At 41.9% G+C, this 17,835-nt stretch carries 13 protein-coding genes, 1 tRNA gene and 1 pseudogene; 4 read left to right on the forward strand and 11 right to left on the reverse strand.

Features of this window, described 5'->3' with window-relative positions; genetic code table 11:
- Nucleotides 1–58: 58 nt before the first annotated feature.
- From ANSO36C_RS20720 to ANSO36C_RS20730, 3 genes are all read right to left on the reverse strand, one after another.
- Nucleotides 59–424 (reverse strand): four helix bundle protein, encoded by a 366-nt coding sequence (locus tag ANSO36C_RS20720; protein WP_251956044.1) that lies wholly within the window; start codon nt 422–424, stop codon nt 59–61.
- Between the two features lie 87 nt (nt 425–511).
- Nucleotides 512–1,969: a DUF4335 domain-containing protein gene (locus ANSO36C_RS20725; RefSeq protein ID WP_251956045.1), complete on the reverse strand. Its 1,458-nt coding sequence runs from the start codon at nt 1,967–1,969 to the stop codon at nt 512–514.
- Nucleotides 1,966–2,592: a DUF3038 domain-containing protein gene (locus ANSO36C_RS20730; protein ID WP_190939454.1), complete on the reverse strand. Its 627-nt coding sequence runs from the start codon at nt 2,590–2,592 to the stop codon at nt 1,966–1,968. The genes ANSO36C_RS20725 and ANSO36C_RS20730 overlap by 4 nt, the downstream gene beginning before the upstream one ends.
- A 427-nt stretch (nt 2,593–3,019) precedes the next feature.
- On the opposite strand from ANSO36C_RS20730, the gene ANSO36C_RS20735 reads away from it, so the two are divergent.
- Together ANSO36C_RS20735 and ANSO36C_RS20740 are read left to right on the forward strand one after the other, a co-directional pair.
- Complete coding sequence (locus ANSO36C_RS20735) at nt 3,020–3,538, forward strand: adenine phosphoribosyltransferase (protein ID WP_251956046.1); 519 nt, start codon at nt 3,020–3,022, stop codon at nt 3,536–3,538.
- 94 nt (nt 3,539–3,632) lie between these two features.
- Nucleotides 3,633–4,679: an ABC transporter permease gene (locus ANSO36C_RS20740; RefSeq protein ID WP_251956047.1), complete on the forward strand. Its 1,047-nt coding sequence runs from the start codon at nt 3,633–3,635 to the stop codon at nt 4,677–4,679.
- A gap of 188 nt (nt 4,680–4,867) precedes the next feature.
- Here ANSO36C_RS20740 and ANSO36C_RS20745 read toward each other — a convergent pair.
- The 4 genes and pseudogenes from ANSO36C_RS20745 to ANSO36C_RS20760 form a co-directional block, all read right to left on the reverse strand.
- Nucleotides 4,868–4,938 (reverse strand) — tRNA-Gly (locus ANSO36C_RS20745).
- Nucleotides 4,939–4,993: 55 nt separating this feature from the next.
- The gene (locus tag ANSO36C_RS20750; RefSeq protein ID WP_251956048.1) at nt 4,994–6,172 is read right to left on the reverse strand and encodes a hypothetical protein; all 1,179 of its coding nucleotides are present in this window, start codon (nt 6,170–6,172) and stop codon (nt 4,994–4,996) included.
- A 68-nt stretch (nt 6,173–6,240) separates the two neighbouring features.
- A pseudogene (locus tag ANSO36C_RS20755) lies at nt 6,241–9,766 on the reverse strand (response regulator).
- A gap of 154 nt (nt 9,767–9,920) precedes the next feature.
- The gene (locus tag ANSO36C_RS20760; RefSeq protein WP_251956049.1) at nt 9,921–10,160 is read right to left on the reverse strand and encodes a hypothetical protein; all 240 of its coding nucleotides are present in this window, start codon (nt 10,158–10,160) and stop codon (nt 9,921–9,923) included.
- A gap of 658 nt (nt 10,161–10,818) precedes the next feature.
- On the opposite strand from ANSO36C_RS20760, the gene ANSO36C_RS20765 reads away from it, so the two are divergent.
- Nucleotides 10,819–11,424, forward strand: a complete 606-nt coding sequence (locus ANSO36C_RS20765; RefSeq protein ID WP_251956050.1) for a GNAT family N-acetyltransferase — start codon at nt 10,819–10,821, stop codon at nt 11,422–11,424.
- A 654-nt stretch (nt 11,425–12,078) separates the two neighbouring features.
- Complete coding sequence (locus tag ANSO36C_RS20770) at nt 12,079–12,633, forward strand: hypothetical protein (protein WP_251956051.1); 555 nt, start codon at nt 12,079–12,081, stop codon at nt 12,631–12,633.
- A gap of 8 nt (nt 12,634–12,641) precedes the next feature.
- On the opposite strand, the gene ANSO36C_RS20775 is transcribed toward ANSO36C_RS20770, so the two are convergent.
- The 4 genes from ANSO36C_RS20775 to ANSO36C_RS20790 all read right to left on the reverse strand — a co-directional run bounded on the left by ANSO36C_RS20775 (nt 12,642) and on the right by ANSO36C_RS20790 (nt 17,654).
- Nucleotides 12,642–13,790 carry a histidinol-phosphate transaminase gene (locus ANSO36C_RS20775; RefSeq protein ID WP_251960395.1) on the reverse strand — a complete coding sequence of 383 codons (1,149 nt, stop codon included), beginning with the start codon at nt 13,788–13,790 and terminating at the stop codon, nt 12,642–12,644.
- Between the two features lie 98 nt (nt 13,791–13,888).
- Nucleotides 13,889–14,530 (reverse strand): YqiA/YcfP family alpha/beta fold hydrolase, encoded by a 642-nt coding sequence (locus tag ANSO36C_RS20780; protein WP_251956052.1) that lies wholly within the window; start codon nt 14,528–14,530, stop codon nt 13,889–13,891.
- Between the two features lie 69 nt (nt 14,531–14,599).
- Entirely contained in the window at nt 14,600–15,976 is a 1,377-nt protein-coding gene (gene gor / locus ANSO36C_RS20785; protein WP_251956053.1) for a glutathione-disulfide reductase, read from the reverse strand.
- A gap of 298 nt (nt 15,977–16,274) precedes the next feature.
- Nucleotides 16,275–17,654, reverse strand: a complete 1,380-nt coding sequence (locus ANSO36C_RS20790; protein ID WP_251956054.1) for a FecR domain-containing protein — start codon at nt 17,652–17,654, stop codon at nt 16,275–16,277.
- Between the last annotated feature and the right edge of the window lie 181 nt (nt 17,655–17,835).

Below are 17,835 nucleotides of genomic sequence, written 5' to 3' on the forward strand. Positions count from 1 at the left end.
GTATGGGGCATGGGGCATGGGGCATGGGGTATGGGGTATGGGGAAGAGAATTAAGCTGCTATTCTCTATTCCCTATGGATTTTAGATAAGCATTGAGCTTGGGTAATAGTTCATCAAGAATTGGCTTAAATCTGCTTACCTGTTCATTTGTCAATAATTGTCTGGCGTAGGCTAACCTCAACCAGCTGATAGTTTCATACAAAGACCCTCTCGCAATCTTGACAAAACGTCGATTGTCTTGGTCGCTGTACCTACCTCTACCTTCTGCAATGTTCGCACAAATACTATCAGCAGACCGAACAATTTGCTTGCCCAGTGTATTTTTAGTGAAATTGTCCCATCCTTTAACAATATGCCAAATTTCATTAGCTAGCTTTTCAGCAAGTTGATAAACTTTTAAGTCCTCAAAATCAGGTCTTCTCACAAAAGTCCATTGATCATTTATTGATCAATAGTTCCCAATTCTCAATGCCCAATGCCCAATGCCCAATGCTCAATCCCCAATCCCCAATTACCGATATCCCTGCCAAGGAATGACTTCCAGCATACCGCTAGGCTTGAATATCACTTGGAAGTGGGCTAAAGGTTCTTTGTCATTGGGAGGTGCTACATTGGAACCATAAATAGCGTTAAACATCTTGGGAAGAGGTGTTTCTCGGAAATAGTCAAAAGCGACTTGGTTTAGTGGTTCATAGTCAGCAATTACACCATCTTTGTTGACTGCTACTCGATATTTCAAATCTCGCGTAAAGGTGGGAGTACCACTCCAACTTTGGCGAACTGTATTATAAAGCTTTTGATTTAAACCTTTAGTTATATTAGAGTCAGTAATTTTTGTACCTACTACCTCTGGCGTTCTCGCATATCCCCGCCAAGGGCTAACTTGCAACACACCATTTGTAGTAAACACTATTCGGAATTGGGCGATGGGTTCTTTGGAGATGGGAGCGCGGTTAGCAGGATTATAAAGTAAGTTAGGCAGAGGAGTTTGCCCGACTCCTTGATTTGCCTCTTTATTCACCGCCTTGTAACCAACGATCGCTCCATCCGCAGCTACACCCAGACGATAGATCAAATCCTGTTGCAATCCTAAACGCTTAGTCCAAGCTGGATGAACTTGGTTATACACTTGACGATTCAATGCACGCAGCTGCGATGGATCGGTAATTTCTGGAACTGTATTTAAAAGTGCTTCTAAATCTTTGACTACTGGCTTTTCATTAGCTGTGGGTGTTGCTGTTGCTGTAGGTGTTGCTGTTGCTGTAGGTGTTGCTGTTGCTGTAGGTGTTGCAGCAGCCGATGCTGGAGGATTAAGGCTCTTTGTTGTAGAGCTAGTTTGCTCATCTGGTTTAGGCTGTGGTGGACGCATCTGGGGAGGTGGAATCAAGTTAAAAGCGATCGCAGCTACTGCTAAACTTGATACTCCTACAGCAGCAGGAACAGCCTGCCTGATCAAAGCCTGACTAGCACCGCCGTAGCGTCTGGTAACGGGTTGTAGTTCTAGAGATAATTCTGGTAAAGTCTGCGTATCAGCAAAAAACTGATCTACTGCTTCTACTAAATCAAACAACTGCACCGTATTCAAATCTATTTCAATCGGCGGACGTTTGGAATTTTTAGACTGGGACTCGAACCCTTCTGGAGAAGCTTCTGAATGTATGATTAACCTATGTCGGTTGCTATCAATTTTCTGAAACTCTACTAGCTCTGATTCCTGATTGTGTGCTTGCGGATTGGGTACACTACTTAAAAATTCTTGGGCATAGCCACTAACAGCCCTCACCAAACTTTCAAAAAATTCCCGCCCTCCAGTTACAGGTTGATTATAACCAGATAAATAGCATTCTGCATTTACCAATATTGATAATTCCGGGCGCATTTCTTGGAAGTGTGCAGCCCTAGTAACATCACTTAAACCTTCTAAAAGAAGCGTACAATTAGGTAGACTGTACTTACGTTGAATATTCATTCCACTTCACCGTCAAAAAGACTAATCCAGAATCGCTGCATTCCAGCTGTACCAGTACAAAATAGTAATTGTCCTAACAAATTTATCGCTAGCTCATCTAATTTTTCATCAGAAGTTAATGCTAGTACACCAGAACGTCGAGCATTCATCCGGCTCTTAAAGTGCGCTCTAAACCGCTCTAGGTAATTAGATAGCCGCAAATTCTGTTCTAATGGAATCTGCTTCTCTTCCATTTGTTGACATATCATTAATAGCTGGCGGATGACAACAGTTAAACGCCGCGCTATGTAGCAAGCAATGACCACCAGAGCTTTTGCTTCCATAATAGTCAAGGGACGACGTATATGCGCTCTTCGTAGCGGGTTAGAGCTACGCATCCGCCATAAATTCACTCTATCTTTAACAATTCCTTTAAGATCCAACTCTTGAGCAAAAGCCAGGATTGCTTCTGAACCACCAAGCTCTAAAGCTTCAATTGCCAGTAAAATCAGGTCAATTTGCAGCCTGGTTCTTCGAGGACACGTTTTGGAAGCGATCGCAGGATCTGGTAAAGTGTCCAAAATCATCGGCAGTGAGTCTTGGGTTGGACTGTTGAACGGCGTTAAACTTGCTGAGACATTCATTCTAAAAAATACCTTATGCGGTTCCAACAGACTAGATAAAACAAATTTAAGATCGGTAGCCAAACAAAAACACTAGACTTGTGGCAGAAGCATGACTACCTGATATATACATTAGTGAACTCTTTCTACTCAAAGTTTTCCCTATATTGAAATCAAAGTTTTAAAACATAAGTTAATTCACCTCATTTATTAGCGCAATACCTTTTCTAGCTTGATTTAGATTGTAATTATCGTCAATGAAAGGCAAAGCTTCAGCCTTGACCCCCAGCGTATGACATTATAGTGTACGATTTTTCAGGTATCTGAAATTGGGCATTGGGGATTGGAGACTGGGGACTGGGATAGCTATGAATTTAAATTAATAACTCCTCACTCTTCACTCCTAACTTTCCCCATTCCCCACTCCTTACTCCCTACTCCCCATTTTATGGATTTAAAGTCTCTCGTTCGTGACATCCCAGATTTCCCGAAACCCGGAATTTTATTTCGGGATATTACTACCTTGCTGCGTGATCCAGAGGGATTGCGCTACACTATTGACTTTTTAACACAAAAATGCAACGAAGCTGAAATAACGGTAGATTATGTCATAGGTATAGAGTCGAGGGGATTCATTTTTGGCTCACCTCTGGCTTATAAATTAGGAGCTGGTTTTATTCCCGTCCGCAAAAGAGGTAAGTTACCAGCAGCCATTCACTCAATAGAGTATGAATTAGAGTATGGTACAGACTGCTTAGAAGTGCATCAAGACGCTTTACACCAAGGTAGTCGAGTTTTGATTGTGGATGATTTGATTGCCACAGGTGGAACTGCGAGTGCCACAGCAAAGTTGGTGCAGAAAATTGGCTGCGAACTAGTAGGATTTGGGTTTATTATCGAGCTACGGGATTTACAAGGGCGTACATATTTGCCGGACGTGCCGATTATCTCTTTAATTGAATATTAGTTATTTGTCATTGGTCATTAGTCATTGGTCATTAGCAAAGGACAAATGACAAATAACAAACGACAGATGACAAAGGACAAAGGACAAAAGACAAATGACATCTACGAGAATTTCCTTGGAGACAGGTCGGGATTGGCTAATCAGGCTAGTCACGAGCGAAACTTTTGTTTATGTGACAAAGCGGCTATTGCAGGCACTACTGACTTTGTTGTTGGCATCAGCGTTGTCGTTTTTCATCATTCAACTCGCTCCCGGTGATTATGTAGATACGCTGCGGCAAAATCCGAAGATATCTCCAGAAAGAATTGAGGAAATTAAACGGCAGTTTGGTCTGGATAAGTCTTGGCCAGAGCAATTTGGACTGTGGCTATGGCGAATCTTGACGAAAGGGGATTTTGGCACGAGTTTTATTTATCAACGTTCAGTGGCATCGCTGTTGTGGGAACGAGTACCAGCGACTTTGCTATTAGCGATCGCATCTTTAATTGTCACATGGGCGATCGCCATCCCTCTAGGGATCTTTGCTGCTGTTAACCAAAATAAGCTAGCAGACCGCATTCTACAGGTGATTAGTTATGCTGGACAAGGCTTTCCCAGTTTTATCACTGCCTTAGCGCTGCTAGTTTTAGCCCAAATTACCTCGCCTCTGTTCCCAGTAGGTAGTATGACTAGCATCAATCACTCAGAACTATCGTGGTTTGGCAGAATCTTAGATATCGGCTGGCACATGATTTTACCAACGATCGCCCTCTCAATTACGAGTTTTGCTGGTTTGCAACGCATCACTCGTGGCGAATTATTGGATGTGCTGCGTCAAGATTACATCCAAACGGCTCGTGCTAAAGGTCTGCCAGAAAACCGCGTTATTTACGTTCATGCACTCCGCAACGCCATAAACCCTTTGATTACCTTATTGGGTTTTGAATTAGCTGGTTTATTAAACGGGGCTTTCATCGCCGAATTTTTCTTCAACTGGCCCGGTTTAGGGAGGTTAACTCTACAGGCTTTACAAGCTCAAGATTTATATTTATTAATGGCAAGCTTGGTAATGGGCGCAGTGTTGCTGATTGTTGGCAATTTAATCGCCGACTTAATGCTCAAAGCAGCCGATCCACGCATTCGCCTAGAAAACCTAAATTAGTAGCAATTGTAAATTACCCACACTTTTTTTGACGTAGTAGGTGTGGGTTCTGGTTTTATCGGCAACAGCACTTTTACCTTGCGGTTCAAGTTATTTCCGCACTATGTCAAATTTGGAATTGCTGTTTAACTGATTATTTCATCAAGCCCAGATTTAAATTTCTTTAACTAGTGGATTTTAGGTTTTTAAGCGGGCGGCGGGAATCGAACCCGCATTAATAGCTTGGAAGGCTATAGTTTTACCACTAAACTACGCCCGCAATTTTCCAACCCTATAATAGTAACACAGCTTTTATAAAAAATCAAGCATTAGTTCTAATTGGCATTTTGAATTTTAATCCTGACATACAGATTGCTCAATTCTGGTTTTGTACCATCGTTGTTGTGAGCAGCAATAAAGTTTTCTGTTTTGAAAACTTCGCTGAGGACTTGCTCGTATGTGCTTTTTTCACTTTGTAGTGTTGCTGGTTGTATTTCTAGAATTACAGCCTGTTGAAAGTTGCCATTGTTATCAATTATTAAGCTAGCCAAGAGCTGTGCTGGTTCAAGTCCCGAACTGTGGACAAGAAAACTTGAGTCTAATTGTTTTGTATTGCTTCCCCTGTATAAAGCGATAACGTCGGGTAAAGCATCTTGTCGGAATCCTTTTGATTGTATCAATTTAATCACTTCATCTCTGAGTAAAGGATCTACTATTGCTACCGATGCTCCCCCAGTTGGAGTTGTTGAAGTTTCCCTAGTTGGAGTTGTTGAAGTTTCCCTAGTCGGAGTTGCTGGAGTTTCCCTAGTTGGAGTTGTTGGAGTTTCCCCAGTCGAAGTCTTTGAAGTTTCCTCAGTTTGAGTTGTTGAAGTTTCCCCAGTCGGAGTTGCTGGAGTTTCTCTGTTTTCAGGTTCTGAAACTGGTCGATTTGATGGAATACCTGTTGGTAGTGGCGTTCCTTTTCCCAGTCTAATTTCTTGACGGCGCTTCCAAGGTATATTACCGACTGGAACTGTAGGTGTCGGTTTTAGTGTCAGTGTCGGTGTCGGCGTGGTGGTAGCTATCGGCGTCGGTTTCGGTGTTGGGGTTGGCGTGGGAACAACCTGTTGCCTAGAGGCTTGACTATTATTTTGAGAGGCGTAAGTTCGGCTCTTTTTCTGAAGATTATCCGCAGAATTTATTGCGCCAAAATCTTGATTTATAGGCGTAGTTCGTGCTGGTGCAGACTTTTGAGTTGAGGATAATGGTTTTGACGAAACGATTTTGGCTGTTGATTGTGATTTGATTATTGATTTTGTTTTAGGAGCAATGTCTATCAATTCAATAGGAACAGCAGATTGATTTTGCTGGGGAAACCACAGAGTAAATGCATTAGATGAGCGCATCAGCCAGAACGCCAGCAAGTGCAGAGAGACTGAACCGACAACGACAGAAATCCACAAACCCGGTGGGTCAGTGTGTCGTCTCCAGACTTTAGCTGGAATTGGAGTTTTGTCTGCAACCGATAATGTCATATTATAAAAACTGGATATGATTAGGCACTTTTACTCATTGCTAATGCTTTAAAATACCAGTCTAAATTTTAGCGATTAACCATTACCTCTGGTGTAACAGCGAAAGTCAAAACTGTTTCATCCACTCCTTTAAGTTCTAGCGGACTACCTTTAGTAATTTCTTCTTCCTGCAAATAATCTGCCACCGCAGCAGAAACCAGGATCGTACCGGGAAGAGCGGCAGCTTGCAACCTTGCAGCAATATTCACACTTGGGCCAATAGCAGTATAATCGGCACGTTCAGCACTACCAAACATCCCCACAACAGCAGTACCTTGGTGGATACCGCACCGAAACTGGACGCTAGTAAGTCTGTCACCATCGAATACACCTTGATCTCGCCAGCGCTGATTTAAGTCAGCCAGTGAGCGGTGCATTGCTCTTGCTGTATTAATGGCACGACGTACTTGTTCATTAGGGGTTAATTCTTCCGGCGCTCCATATAAAGCTAAGATAGCATCTCCCATAAATTTATCTACAGTGCCACCATTCCAAATACAACCTTGGTCATGGCTTCTAGGTATTCATTTAGCAATTCTGCGACTCGTCGGGATCTAAGAGTATTTGATAGCTGTGTAAAACCCACGATATCACTAAACAAAACTGTAATTAAGCGTGGTTCTGGGCGCAAATCTAACGTCAAATCACCGGTTGCGGCTTTTTGCACCAATACAGCCGGTAAAAAGCGTTTTAACACCGATTCTGTTAAATAAGTATTTAACTCTACAATTCGCCGTTCATTTTCCTTTAATGCTAAAAGATTCCGAACTTCCGCCAAAAGTTCCCGATCATTGAACGGTTTTGCTAAATAAGCATCCGCGCCATGTTCTGTACCTTCGATGCGGGTTTCCTCGTCAACTTTCGCTGTCAACAGAATAATTGGTGTTCCTTTCAACTTCTCCTCTTGGCGGATCATCTGAATCATCTCAAGTCCGCTTACCAAGGGCATCATTAAGTCAGTCACAATCAAGCTGGGTATAATTTCCTTGGCTCTATTGTGCCCTTCATAACCGTTACGAGCTGTCTGCACATGATAACCGTTTCGGCGGAAAATCTCAGATACATAGGTTCGTAAATCTGGGTTGTCATCTACAACTAAAATTGAGTGTTGAGTCTTAAGTGCTGAGTCTTGAGTATCAATACTGGAGGAGAAATTTATTGTAATATCTTCAATATTGTCTGTTGTTGACTCTACCAATTCTAAATCAGCCAATTCTACCCTAGCGCGGCTCGTATTCAGTTCGGTAGGCGTTTCTAATACTTGCTGTGGGGGTAAATGAGCATTTCCAGTCACAAGCCATAAACTAAAGGTAGTGCCTTGGCCATAGACTGATTCCACCGTCACTTGGCCACCATGTAATTCGACCAATTCTTTAACTAGAGCTAGACCTAAACCACTGCCTTCATAGGAGCGGTTTGCAGAACCTTCAGCTTGGCGGAAGCGTTCAAAGAGATGGGGAATTTGTTCTTTAACAATGCCAATTCCAGTATCTTGTACTTGCAAGATGCAGCGATCGCGCTCAGATTTGAGTCTGACAGTGATCGTCCCACCTTCGGGAGTAAATTTCATGGCATTTGACAAAAGATTATAAACCACCTTGTCAAATTTTTCCATGTCCAAGTACACCATAGAACATTCATCTAACTGGGTGACGAGATGCAATCTCTTTTTCTCGCAGTAGGGACGAAAAGATTCTACAATTTGGCTGACAAATTCTACTAAATCGCAGGGATGGAAGCTAGGCTGCATTCTCCCCGCATTCAGACGTTGTAAATCCAAGAGTTGATTTACTAGCCGCAGCAGACGACGAGAGTTACGCAGGGCGATCGCACTTTGGGAGTAAGATAATCCTTCACCAGCCGCCACCGCCGATTCTAAAGGCCCTTGAATCAAGGTGATGGGTGTGCGAAACTCATGGGAAATATTTTGGAAAAATTCGGTTTTTTGTTTGTCTAATTCTAATAAGCGTTCAGCTTGTTGGCGAGTTTTTTGATACAAGTGTGACTGTTGGACAGCGATCGCGGCTTGAGCTGCTACTGCTTTCGCCAAATCGATATCAGATGGCAGCCACTGGCGTACTTTCTTACCTTCATGTAAAGTAATACTACCTATACATTTGCCATCAGCCAATAATGGTACAAACATTAGCGATCGCGCCGGCATTTTTAAAGGCAAATCAAAACCCTTCACATCTGATGGAGAATGGCTGACATTTCCAATTACTACAGGTTCATGTGTCTGTAGCATTTGTTGGAGGATGGGATTTTCCTGTATAGATGCTTGAGAATAAGGTAATCTCTGTGTTGATAGGTTATTATTACTACTAGAATTATGGTCTAGGGCTGGCGAACGGAAATTTTCTGAATGTTGAAAACTGTCATATAAGGCCACACATTCGACAAACTCATCTTCCTCTGTCCACAAAGACAGAACGCAGCCATCGACTTGTAAAGCTTGTCCCAATTGCTGGGTGATCGCCGCAAAAATGTCTTGGGGGTCTAAGCTAGAGCGAATCGCGCTAGTAATCGTATTGATTAGGGCTTCTCGCTTGGCAAGGGCACGTACTTGTTCGTAAGCATAAGCTTGAGATAAAGCTAAGGCTGCCTGATCTGCGACCATTAAGACTAACTGCACCTCATCATCACCCCAGATGCGAGGCTGAGAACACTGATGCAGCGCTAGTACTGCCATCAGCTCTTGTTGGCAGATCAGTGGCACAACTAAACTAGAACAAATGTTAGCGGCAGCAAAAGCGGCTGCACGCTCACGCAGTTCGGGAGTATTGCCGTGAATCCGCTCATCATCCATCGCATCGTGAATCACCTGGACTTCGCGGGTTTCCCATACCGTCTGAGCTAAAAGAGGCAGAGGGGGAGAGGGAATGGGGGGTAGAGAAGAAATACTTACTGCAACTTCCCCTGTACTCTCATGGTCAAGAGCTGCTTCAGAAAGAGGCTTCTGATAAATAATCCTCTATCCGCCAATTGCTCATCTTGGAAGGGACGCAACAGACAGACATCTACCTCCAACATGTGACCTACTGTATCTACAATTGCCTGCAAAATTTGTCTGTAGTCTAAAGCACTGCGAATCGTATTTGTAACGGTATTCAGCAGCGATTCTTGTCGGAGTGTGCGGGTAAGTTCGCGGGTTCTCGCTTTGAGGACATTGTGAGTATCCAAAGCTTGGCGTACCACTCCTTTGAGTTCCTCAGCTTCCCACGGTTTGGTGACATATTTGAACACCTTACCAGCGTTAATTGCTTCCACCAAGTCTTCGACATCGGTGTAGCCAGTTAAAATAATCCGAATAATATCTGGATATTGAGTTGCTGTTAGGCTTAAAAACTCTGTACCGCTCATCATTGGCATCCGCTGATCGGAGATGATCACCGCGACTTCTCCCTCTTGAGCCAGCAGATCGAGGGCTGCAGGGCCAGAGTTTGCCCTTAGCACCTTATAGTCGCGATAGAAAGTGCGGTAAAGCAAGTCAAGGTTGTCTGGTTCATCATCGACAACCAAAATTTTAGGCTTACTGTTTGCTTGGGATTTCATGCACCGCTTTCCTGCTGCAACGGCAGTCGGATAAAGAATAATCTGATCAGGTAAAGATTTTTCTGAGTCAGGTGAGAGCAGAGCATTTCGACCAATAAGGCTGTTTGGCTAGATGACTGCTGAGTGTAAGAGCGTTTGCTCACAGTAATTCGTCTCAATGGCTTGTACCGATTACCGTTTGCTTTGGTGCAGTGTAATTGTTTTCATAGTCAGTTTTAGTGTTATGGAGCCGATACTTGCTTGCCAAATCTTCTTTCACCTCCTTTGAGCAATGTCTGATACCACATACAGCGCCCACAGCTAGCTGAAAAATCCAGATGAAGCTGCATATTAAGTTTTCCCTCCACAGCAGTCGTACTAACACTTGCAGGTAAATTTTATTTATGGTAGTCATGGTAGAGTCAGCAAAATTAAACAATAAGATTTAAAGCCAAAGTATACTATTAGACAAATACCTCTTTCTAATTTAGCAATCAGAACTATCATTAAGACAAGTGGTAGTGGTTCAAGAGTTGGAGATTAGAGATTACATAATCTTGTAGATTCTTGTCTCAGAGCCAGTACAGCCGCCTTTTTTTGTCATTTAGTAGCAAAATGCTGTCAGTATAGCGGCAAATGCAAAAACGAGTTCAGTACTCCAACTAAAGGTGGTTTGAAAGCATAGTTTGCCAATAGTGTACTTACTTAACAATTTTCTCGGTGCTGACTACAGACAAGTTATGCTGTTCCTCTGCCTGCTCACCCAAAGCTCTATCACATTACAGAGGTTTTTGTAGTCATCAGTCTGATATCCTGCCTATTTAAAACAAGTGATGAATTTGAACTTAAGACTATAGATCAATGAAACTGTAACTTATAACACTCTTTCACAAATAGAGGTTATAAAGCCCTACGCTAAAGTGTAAAACTTTGTTTGCTCTATAGGCAAAAGCGAATTAGCTATCTTAAGTCAGTTAAATATCTTGGACATTTCTTAAATTCTGATTCAGTTTAAATCTTGTTTTAGGATATTTGATAAAATTTTCTTTGATAAAATCAATACTAAACTAGCCTTGAAATATCGGTTTTTTCATCTATACCAGCAACAGCCAATCGATCCAGCTTCCTACCAATTTCAAATTCGTAAGGCTACACCTGCTGATTTGATTGATGTTGCCCAAATTATTACTGAAAGCTTTCACTCTCACAACGGTATATGGGGATGGGCTTTCCCATTGCTACGTCTGGGTATTTACGAAGACTTAAGGCATCGGATGGCATCACCTGTGCCCCGCCATGTTTGTTTAGTTGCCTTTGAAGCTACTACTGGTGATGCTCATAACTTAGTGGGAAGTGTGGAACTGGGTGTACGTTACAGTGATTCATGGGGCCGGGTTGGCGCAGGCTTTCCTTACTTATCTAATTTAGCGGTTCACCCAAAATACCGTAGAAATGGTGTGGCTTCAGAATTACTTACTAGTTGTGAAAAAGTCTCTAAGGAGTGGGGATTTCAAGATTTATATCTCCATGTTTTAGAAAGTAACCATCAAGCAAGACAGCTTTATTTCAAGCTGGGATATCGAGTGCATAAAGTCGAATCGAATTGGAATACATTTTTCTTAAGACGCTCAAGTCAGATGCTGTTGCATAAGCATCTGAGTGCTGAGTCCATTGTTTGAATTTTATTTTGGTAATTGTCAAGTTTTATGTTGCAATTAAGATAAAATCTGTCACCCGTAGCGATCACCAAACACAAATTAACATAATTAAAAATCTAGCCAATATTTAGCTAAATATAAAAAATAAAACACCTGAATTTCCGAAGTAAATAAATGGGTTATGTTAATTCTTTTTAGAAAGAATATTTTGTTTATACCTTATTGCGAAAAATCTTATTGATGATTTGGGAAAAAGTCTCTTTTCGGTAAAGATTTTTAATATTTTAAAACCTTAAATTTTGCCTTCTGGGATTTATTGTTAACAAATATTTTTTAAAGTATTCGATTAAATAAACAAATAGATTATAATAAATGGACTAGATATGTAAAGTTAACTTTAAATAAATCATTTTTTCCTCATAATAACTTTGTAATTAAGATATTAATCTTTATAAAAACTTTAAGGAAAGACTCATAGAGTTTACAGACAAATCTAGTTATATCTCATAAAATATAATCACTAAATTACTGAAACACCGTCTATTTCTTGCTGTTTTAGTTAAATTTACTAGAAAAGTTCTGATAAAAAAAGAATTCAAAAACCTGATTTGACATAACAGCTATTTCTTTTTTAAAGTGCATACTCCTACCACATTCATTAAAAGTTTAAAAAACATGGATAGCGAACAGCATCGACGCTATCAGACCTCTATGGTATCAACTTATTACCCTGAAACTAGTTTCCTTGACTGTCTTGTCATGTCAGACGGAACTGAGCAATCGCAAGGCTCGGATATCCTTACACGTTTGCACAGTGGAGAAGTTTTCATCGTCAATAGTCGTAGACGAAATGGATTAATACTCTTTAAACGCTACCATGCAGAGTTTGCTGGGCCTGGGGCGGCTGTGGGTGGGGATTATGATTGTGATTGCCAAAGGGCAGTGCCCATAGGTAATCTTTCTTTATTAACTCCCGAATCTAATGAAGAACGCCAGAAGGCTTACTTGATTAGGCGTCAGTGGATTCGATTGATCAAACAAATTACAGAAAACCCAGTGCCTGGGCAGCGAGTTCAGAAGATTCTCGATCAATTTGAACAATACTTTCCGCCAGAAACAGTGGCTCTTCTGCCAGATATTGCTTTTGCTCTTTTAGTGGGTGTGCTGCCACAAACAGTAGGCATAATACGCCGTTTGGGTAGTGAGGTGGACAATAGATTTAATTACTGAGTGAATTATTAAGATTCTAAATTTGCCAAAGCAGCTTTTAGTCGATTTACGGTACGTGTGTTTTCCTGTATCGTCCCGACAGTAATTCGTAATCCTCCGCTAATGTGTCGCACAAGTGTGCCGCGTGTCCTAAGCTCATGGTGAATAGCTTTTAATGCAGTGTCTTGTGAATTTAAGCCATTTGGTTGAAGACGCAGGTAAATAAAGTTGGTAACACTTGCGGTAATTTGTAGTTCTGGTTGCTGGGATAAAATTTCGATGAGTTTGGCTCGTTCACTCAGGGTTTGGGAAATTGACTCTAGCAAGAGTATGCGGTTTTGTAAAGCAATTAATGCTGCTGCTATGGAAAAGCTGGGAAGATTATAAGGTAAGCGAACTTTTTCTAAAATGGCGATCGCTTCGGGATGAGCAACGCAATAACCAATACGGAGAGATGCCAACCGGAAGGCTTTAGAAAAAGTACGTAATATCACCCAATTGGGATACTGTGCTAATTCCCCTACTAAAGTAGTTTGACTGAATTCAAAATAAGCTTCATCAATTACTACCAAAATATGCTCTGGCAAACTTCTTAACCATGCCAACTCTGCCGCAGTTAAGCTGTTGGCAGTCGGCGAATTGGGATGCACTACGAAAACTACGCGAATAGGAGGATCTTGAGTTTCTTCGATGGCAGACTGTGCGGCTTTTAAGTCAATTTCAAAATTGGTTTCATTTCTACCCACTGCCACTACAGGAATGCCCAAAGTTCGTGCCAAAATCCCGTACATAGAGAAAGTGGGATTGGCAACAAGAATTGAACCTTCGCCTCCTAGACAGGTGGCGATTAATAAAGATCGGATTAGTTCATCTGAACCATTGCCAACAGAAATATTGGCAGCAGTAAATAAAGATGACGAGAGGGTGGCTGACTCATTGACGTATTCAGCGATCGCATCTTTAAGTGTTTGATGTCCGCCATCGGGATAACGATTTGTTTCAATTACTTGTTGATATGTCCATGCCAGCTTCTCTTTTAACTCAGGTGGCAAATCATAAGGGCTTTCATTTGTATCTAACCGATCTAACTCTATGGGGACAGAATCGGCTGTATCGCTGCTGGGATGAGGTTTATAAGCTGTGAATTGTGCTAAATCTGACCGGATGAAGGGAAGCATAGTTTTAGTCATTAGTCATTAGTCATTGGTCATTAGTAACTAACAAAAGACAAATGACTAAGGAAATTAGTTATGTGTGAGTTTAATATTTTACAACTTCAAGGTAATTGGCAAAAGAGGCGAATTGCCTGCCAAATTTCTTCCATAACATTATCTAAGGCGTGGTCACTTTCGAGTTCGACTAACTCCACCCAAGGACGCGATCGCGCAAAGTCACGACTAGCTTCGATGGGAATAACTTCATCTTTTTTTCCATGCAAAATCAGAGTGGGGATAGGACGTTGCAAAAGCTCTTCTTGGTATTGAACAGCATCTGTAACGAAATCGTAGCTTAAAGGAATTGCTCGCTCCTCCCCATAGTGGTAGACCATGATATATTTTTCTTGCTGCCAACGCTTTATTTCTTCATTGCCTAGCTTGGGCAACCAATGGGATAAAAACCCAAAAGCTGGTGCTAGCATCACAAGACGTTGTACTTGTAAATATTGCTGACCCAAGTAGGCAGAGGTTAAACCGCCCAAACTTGAGCCAATGAGCGTTACTGAGGTATAATCGTTGCTGAATTCTGCGGCAACTTGAGTAATTTGGCGAGTGATTGTCAATTTAGAAAAATCGCCAGCATTCAAATCGGGAATTTTTAGCTTTGTCTGAATTTGGGCAAAGCGATCGCCTATATTCTGCGCTTTGGTAGAATTAGGGCTAGAAGCAAAACCGTGCAAGTAGATATACTGAGTAAGCATTCAAGTTTTCCCATGAGGATCGTCCTTAGTCATTAGTTTTAAATAAATGACCAAGGACAAATGACATACTTATCGCATTGTGACAAATTCCTCTGCTGCTGAGGGATGGATACCCACAGTGGCATCAAAGTCTTTTTTAGTTGCTCCCATTTTGACGGCGATCGCTATACCTTGGATGATCTCAGCTGCACCTTCACCTACCATGTGAGCGCCTAATACTTTGTCAGTGTTGCTATCAACTACCAACTTCATCATTGTCTTCTCTTGCTTACCAGTCAAACTATGGTACATGGCACGAAAGCGAGTGCGAAAAATTGTCACCGCATCACCGAATTTTTTCCGTGCTTCGGCTTCTGTCAAGCCGACTGTCGCAGCTTGTGGGGTAGAAAATATCGCTGTGGGAACAGTTTCGTGACTAAATTCGCGGCGATTATTGCCGAATTCGCTGTCTGCAAAGGCTCGTCCTTCGCCTATGGCGACGGGAGTTAAATTGATTCGGTCTGTGACATCGCCAACGGCAAAAATATTCGATTGACTAGTTTGACTATATTCATTGACTGCGATCGCATTTGTTGTACTGTAGCCTGGCCCTTCCATAGAACTATCGACAACATCAACTCCAGCGTTTTCCAAACCTAGTCCATCTACATTGGGAGTTCGACCAGTCGCTACTAAAAATACGTCGGCAATTACTGGTTCTTGGTCTTCCCCTGATAAAGTCAATTTAAAGCCTTCCGGCACGCGTTCAACTGTTTTTACTACATTATTCTTAATCAGCCGAATTCCGTGGTTCGTCATCCCCTCTTCAATTTCTGTAGGGATGTCCTCATCAAACCCCTTCAAAATCTTTTCACCTCTGGTAATTTGCGTCACCTCAGAACCCAAGCCACGCATGATACAGGCAAATTCCGTGCCAATATAACCAGCGCCAAGAATGACGATATGTTTTGGTTGTTCTTTTAGATGAAAAATTTCGTTAGAGGTAATGCCATATTCCATCCCTGGTAAATCTGGCTTAGTGGGACGCCCGCCAACAGCAATTAAAATTTTGTCTGCTGTCACTTTGCGTCCATCAACTTCTACGGTGTGGGAATCTAGCAATGTGGCGCGACCAGAAATTAGTTCTACTCCGGCTTTTTCTAAGAAGTTTATATGTAGTTGCGACAGTCGCCGAACTTCCTTATCTATAGATGTAATGAAATGTTCCCAGTCCAATTCAGCATTACCTACTTTCCAGCCATAGCCTGCGGCATCACTGAAGAGTGCAGGGAAATGAGAGGCGTAGACCATGAGTTTTTTGGGAACGCAACCACGAATCACACAAGTGCCACCAACTAAATCATATTCAGCGATCGCCACTTTTGCCCCATAGCTAGCTGCTCGTTTGGAAGCCGCCAAACCTCCAGAACCCGCACCAATTACAAACAGGTCGTAATCAAAAGTCATAAATTTATGTTCTCTCTAGCAAAAAGTTAGTTCCTGGGAACTTACGTAGAATGTCATGGAACTATATAAGGATATCCGGTGAACCTTCTATAAGTCCTGTCCTTGATTTAATCTAGCGTTAGCAGATGCTATCTGGTCGTAGGGAATATCACTTTTTGCTTTGGCGGCTGTATGGGCAGTAGTTAACACTTGTTATGGTTCTGCCTCTGGTATCGGGTATATATCTCTGGTACTGCTACATTGAAAAACGTTTCAGTAGGCGGTGACTGCTAAATATCATTGTGGTTTTGGGAGACTTTCAGGTAGTTTCTGGCGGTTTTACTGGAGGTTCTACTGGTGGTTCTACTGGTGGATTTACTGGAGGTTCTACTGGAGGATTTACTGGTGGATTTACTGGAGGTTCTACTGGAGGATTTACTGGAGGTTCTACTGGAGGTTCTACTGGAGGATTTACTGGAGGATTTACTGGAGGTTCTACTGGAGGTTCTACTGGAGGATTGATCGGCGTATTTACTGGAGGATTGATCGGCGTATTTACTGGAGGATTGATCGGCGTATTTACTGGAGGATTGATCGGCGTATTTACTGGAGGATTGATCGGCGTATTTACTGGAGGATTGATCGGCGTACTTACTGGAGGATTGATCGGCGTACTTACTGGAGGATTGATCGGCGTACTTACTGGAGGATTGATCGGCGTACTTACTGGAGGATTGATCGGCGTACTTACTGGAGGATTGATCGGCGTACTTACTGGAGGATTTACCGGAACACTAGCATTATTTTCCCTAGTTAGCTGCTCAGTATTTGATAGGACTTGTCCTATGTCCTCAAAAGAATTTAATGGAGAATCATCTGCAATGGGGTCTACTGGGGAATTGTCTGTGATAGTGTTGTTGGTGGAGGAAGTTGAAGGACTAGTACTTAGGTCTGCAAAAGATGGGTTGTCAACTATTCCCTCACCTGTTATTGGTGACTGTGCGTTCAAAGCCGCAGAAGTTTCAGCTTGAACGCTAGCGATCGCAGGGTCGGCTGTAGGAGTAAGATTTTGCTTAGTTAAATCAAGTCCTCGAACCATATCGCTGGTTTCATAAAAATTTCTGAGATCGAAATCGTATAAGCCCTGAAATTTGCCTTTAACTATAACCATCATCTGTCCTGCTTGCAGCACCTGACTTTGAGAAGCTTCCTTATTAGAAACTTCAATGCCGCTATTTGTCAGTGCCCCCACAATTGTGGTATCTGTTTGTTGGTTGTAGCGTACAAATAAAGCTGAACCACGAATTGCTGCTGCTGCACTTGGTGTTTGTATGCGTGTTTGCCCCCTCCCAGGCGGAATAAGCAACAATGCTGTTCCATTTGACAGTCTAAAGCTGCGAGTCTTTGGCAAAAATTGAAATATAGCTTGTTCCCCAACTCGTGCCAAAGAGCCGTCGTTAAAACGCAAGTCTGCTAGTGAAGCTCGACCAGTTGACAACCCATCCCCAGGAATCATTGCATCTGATTTGCGTGCAGGACGCTTTTTATGTCTATCTCTGGGTATCAGTTGTACCAAGTTGTGCAGGTTCTGAATCTCTGCTCGTGTCAAAGGAGTTATAGCATTTACCCGATTTGGTAAAGGCAGTACTATAACTCCCCATAAACCAATCACTAATAATGGAAAAGATTTATAAAACATGGTTTGAGAAATTGTAAACTTCAACTAATGCCAAGAAAGTTAAAGGTTTTAGTTATTGCTAGATTATTATAGGAAGTTTTTTAGTTATATTTACCTATACTTTAATCTAAATTTAATACAGAAAATAGATGATAAATAAACTACGTATTTAGTTTATTTAAGTTTATATTCTGAAATAAAG

This window comes from Nostoc cf. commune SO-36 (assembly GCF_023734775.1).
Lineage (GTDB): Bacteria > Cyanobacteriota > Cyanobacteriia > Cyanobacteriales > Nostocaceae > Nostoc > Nostoc commune_A.

What these genes read in the sequence shown, in the direction of transcription:
- ANSO36C_RS20725 (WP_251956045.1), bottom strand. Translation starts at nt 1,969, where the DNA reads ATGAATATTCAACGTAAGTACAGTCTACCTAATTGTACGCTTCTTTTA.
- ANSO36C_RS20730 (WP_190939454.1), bottom strand. Translation starts at nt 2,592, where the DNA reads ATGAATGTCTCAGCAAGTTTAACGCCGTTCAACAGTCCAACCCAAGAC.
- ANSO36C_RS20735 (WP_251956046.1), top strand. Translation starts at nt 3,020, where the DNA reads ATGGATTTAAAGTCTCTCGTTCGTGACATCCCAGATTTCCCGAAACCC.
- ANSO36C_RS20740 (WP_251956047.1), top strand. Translation starts at nt 3,633, where the DNA reads ATGACATCTACGAGAATTTCCTTGGAGACAGGTCGGGATTGGCTAATC.
- ANSO36C_RS20750 (WP_251956048.1), bottom strand. Translation starts at nt 6,172, where the DNA reads ATGACATTATCGGTTGCAGACAAAACTCCAATTCCAGCTAAAGTCTGG.
- ANSO36C_RS20760 (WP_251956049.1), bottom strand. Translation starts at nt 10,160, where the DNA reads ATGACTACCATAAATAAAATTTACCTGCAAGTGTTAGTACGACTGCTG.
- ANSO36C_RS20770 (WP_251956051.1), top strand. Translation starts at nt 12,079, where the DNA reads ATGGATAGCGAACAGCATCGACGCTATCAGACCTCTATGGTATCAACT.
- ANSO36C_RS20775 (WP_251960395.1), bottom strand. Translation starts at nt 13,790, where the DNA reads ATGCTTCCCTTCATCCGGTCAGATTTAGCACAATTCACAGCTTATAAA.
- ANSO36C_RS20780 (WP_251956052.1), bottom strand. Translation starts at nt 14,530, where the DNA reads ATGCTTACTCAGTATATCTACTTGCACGGTTTTGCTTCTAGCCCTAAT.
- gor (WP_251956053.1), bottom strand. Translation starts at nt 15,976, where the DNA reads ATGACTTTTGATTACGACCTGTTTGTAATTGGTGCGGGTTCTGGAGGT.
- ANSO36C_RS20790 (WP_251956054.1), bottom strand. Translation starts at nt 17,654, where the DNA reads ATGTTTTATAAATCTTTTCCATTATTAGTGATTGGTTTATGGGGAGTT.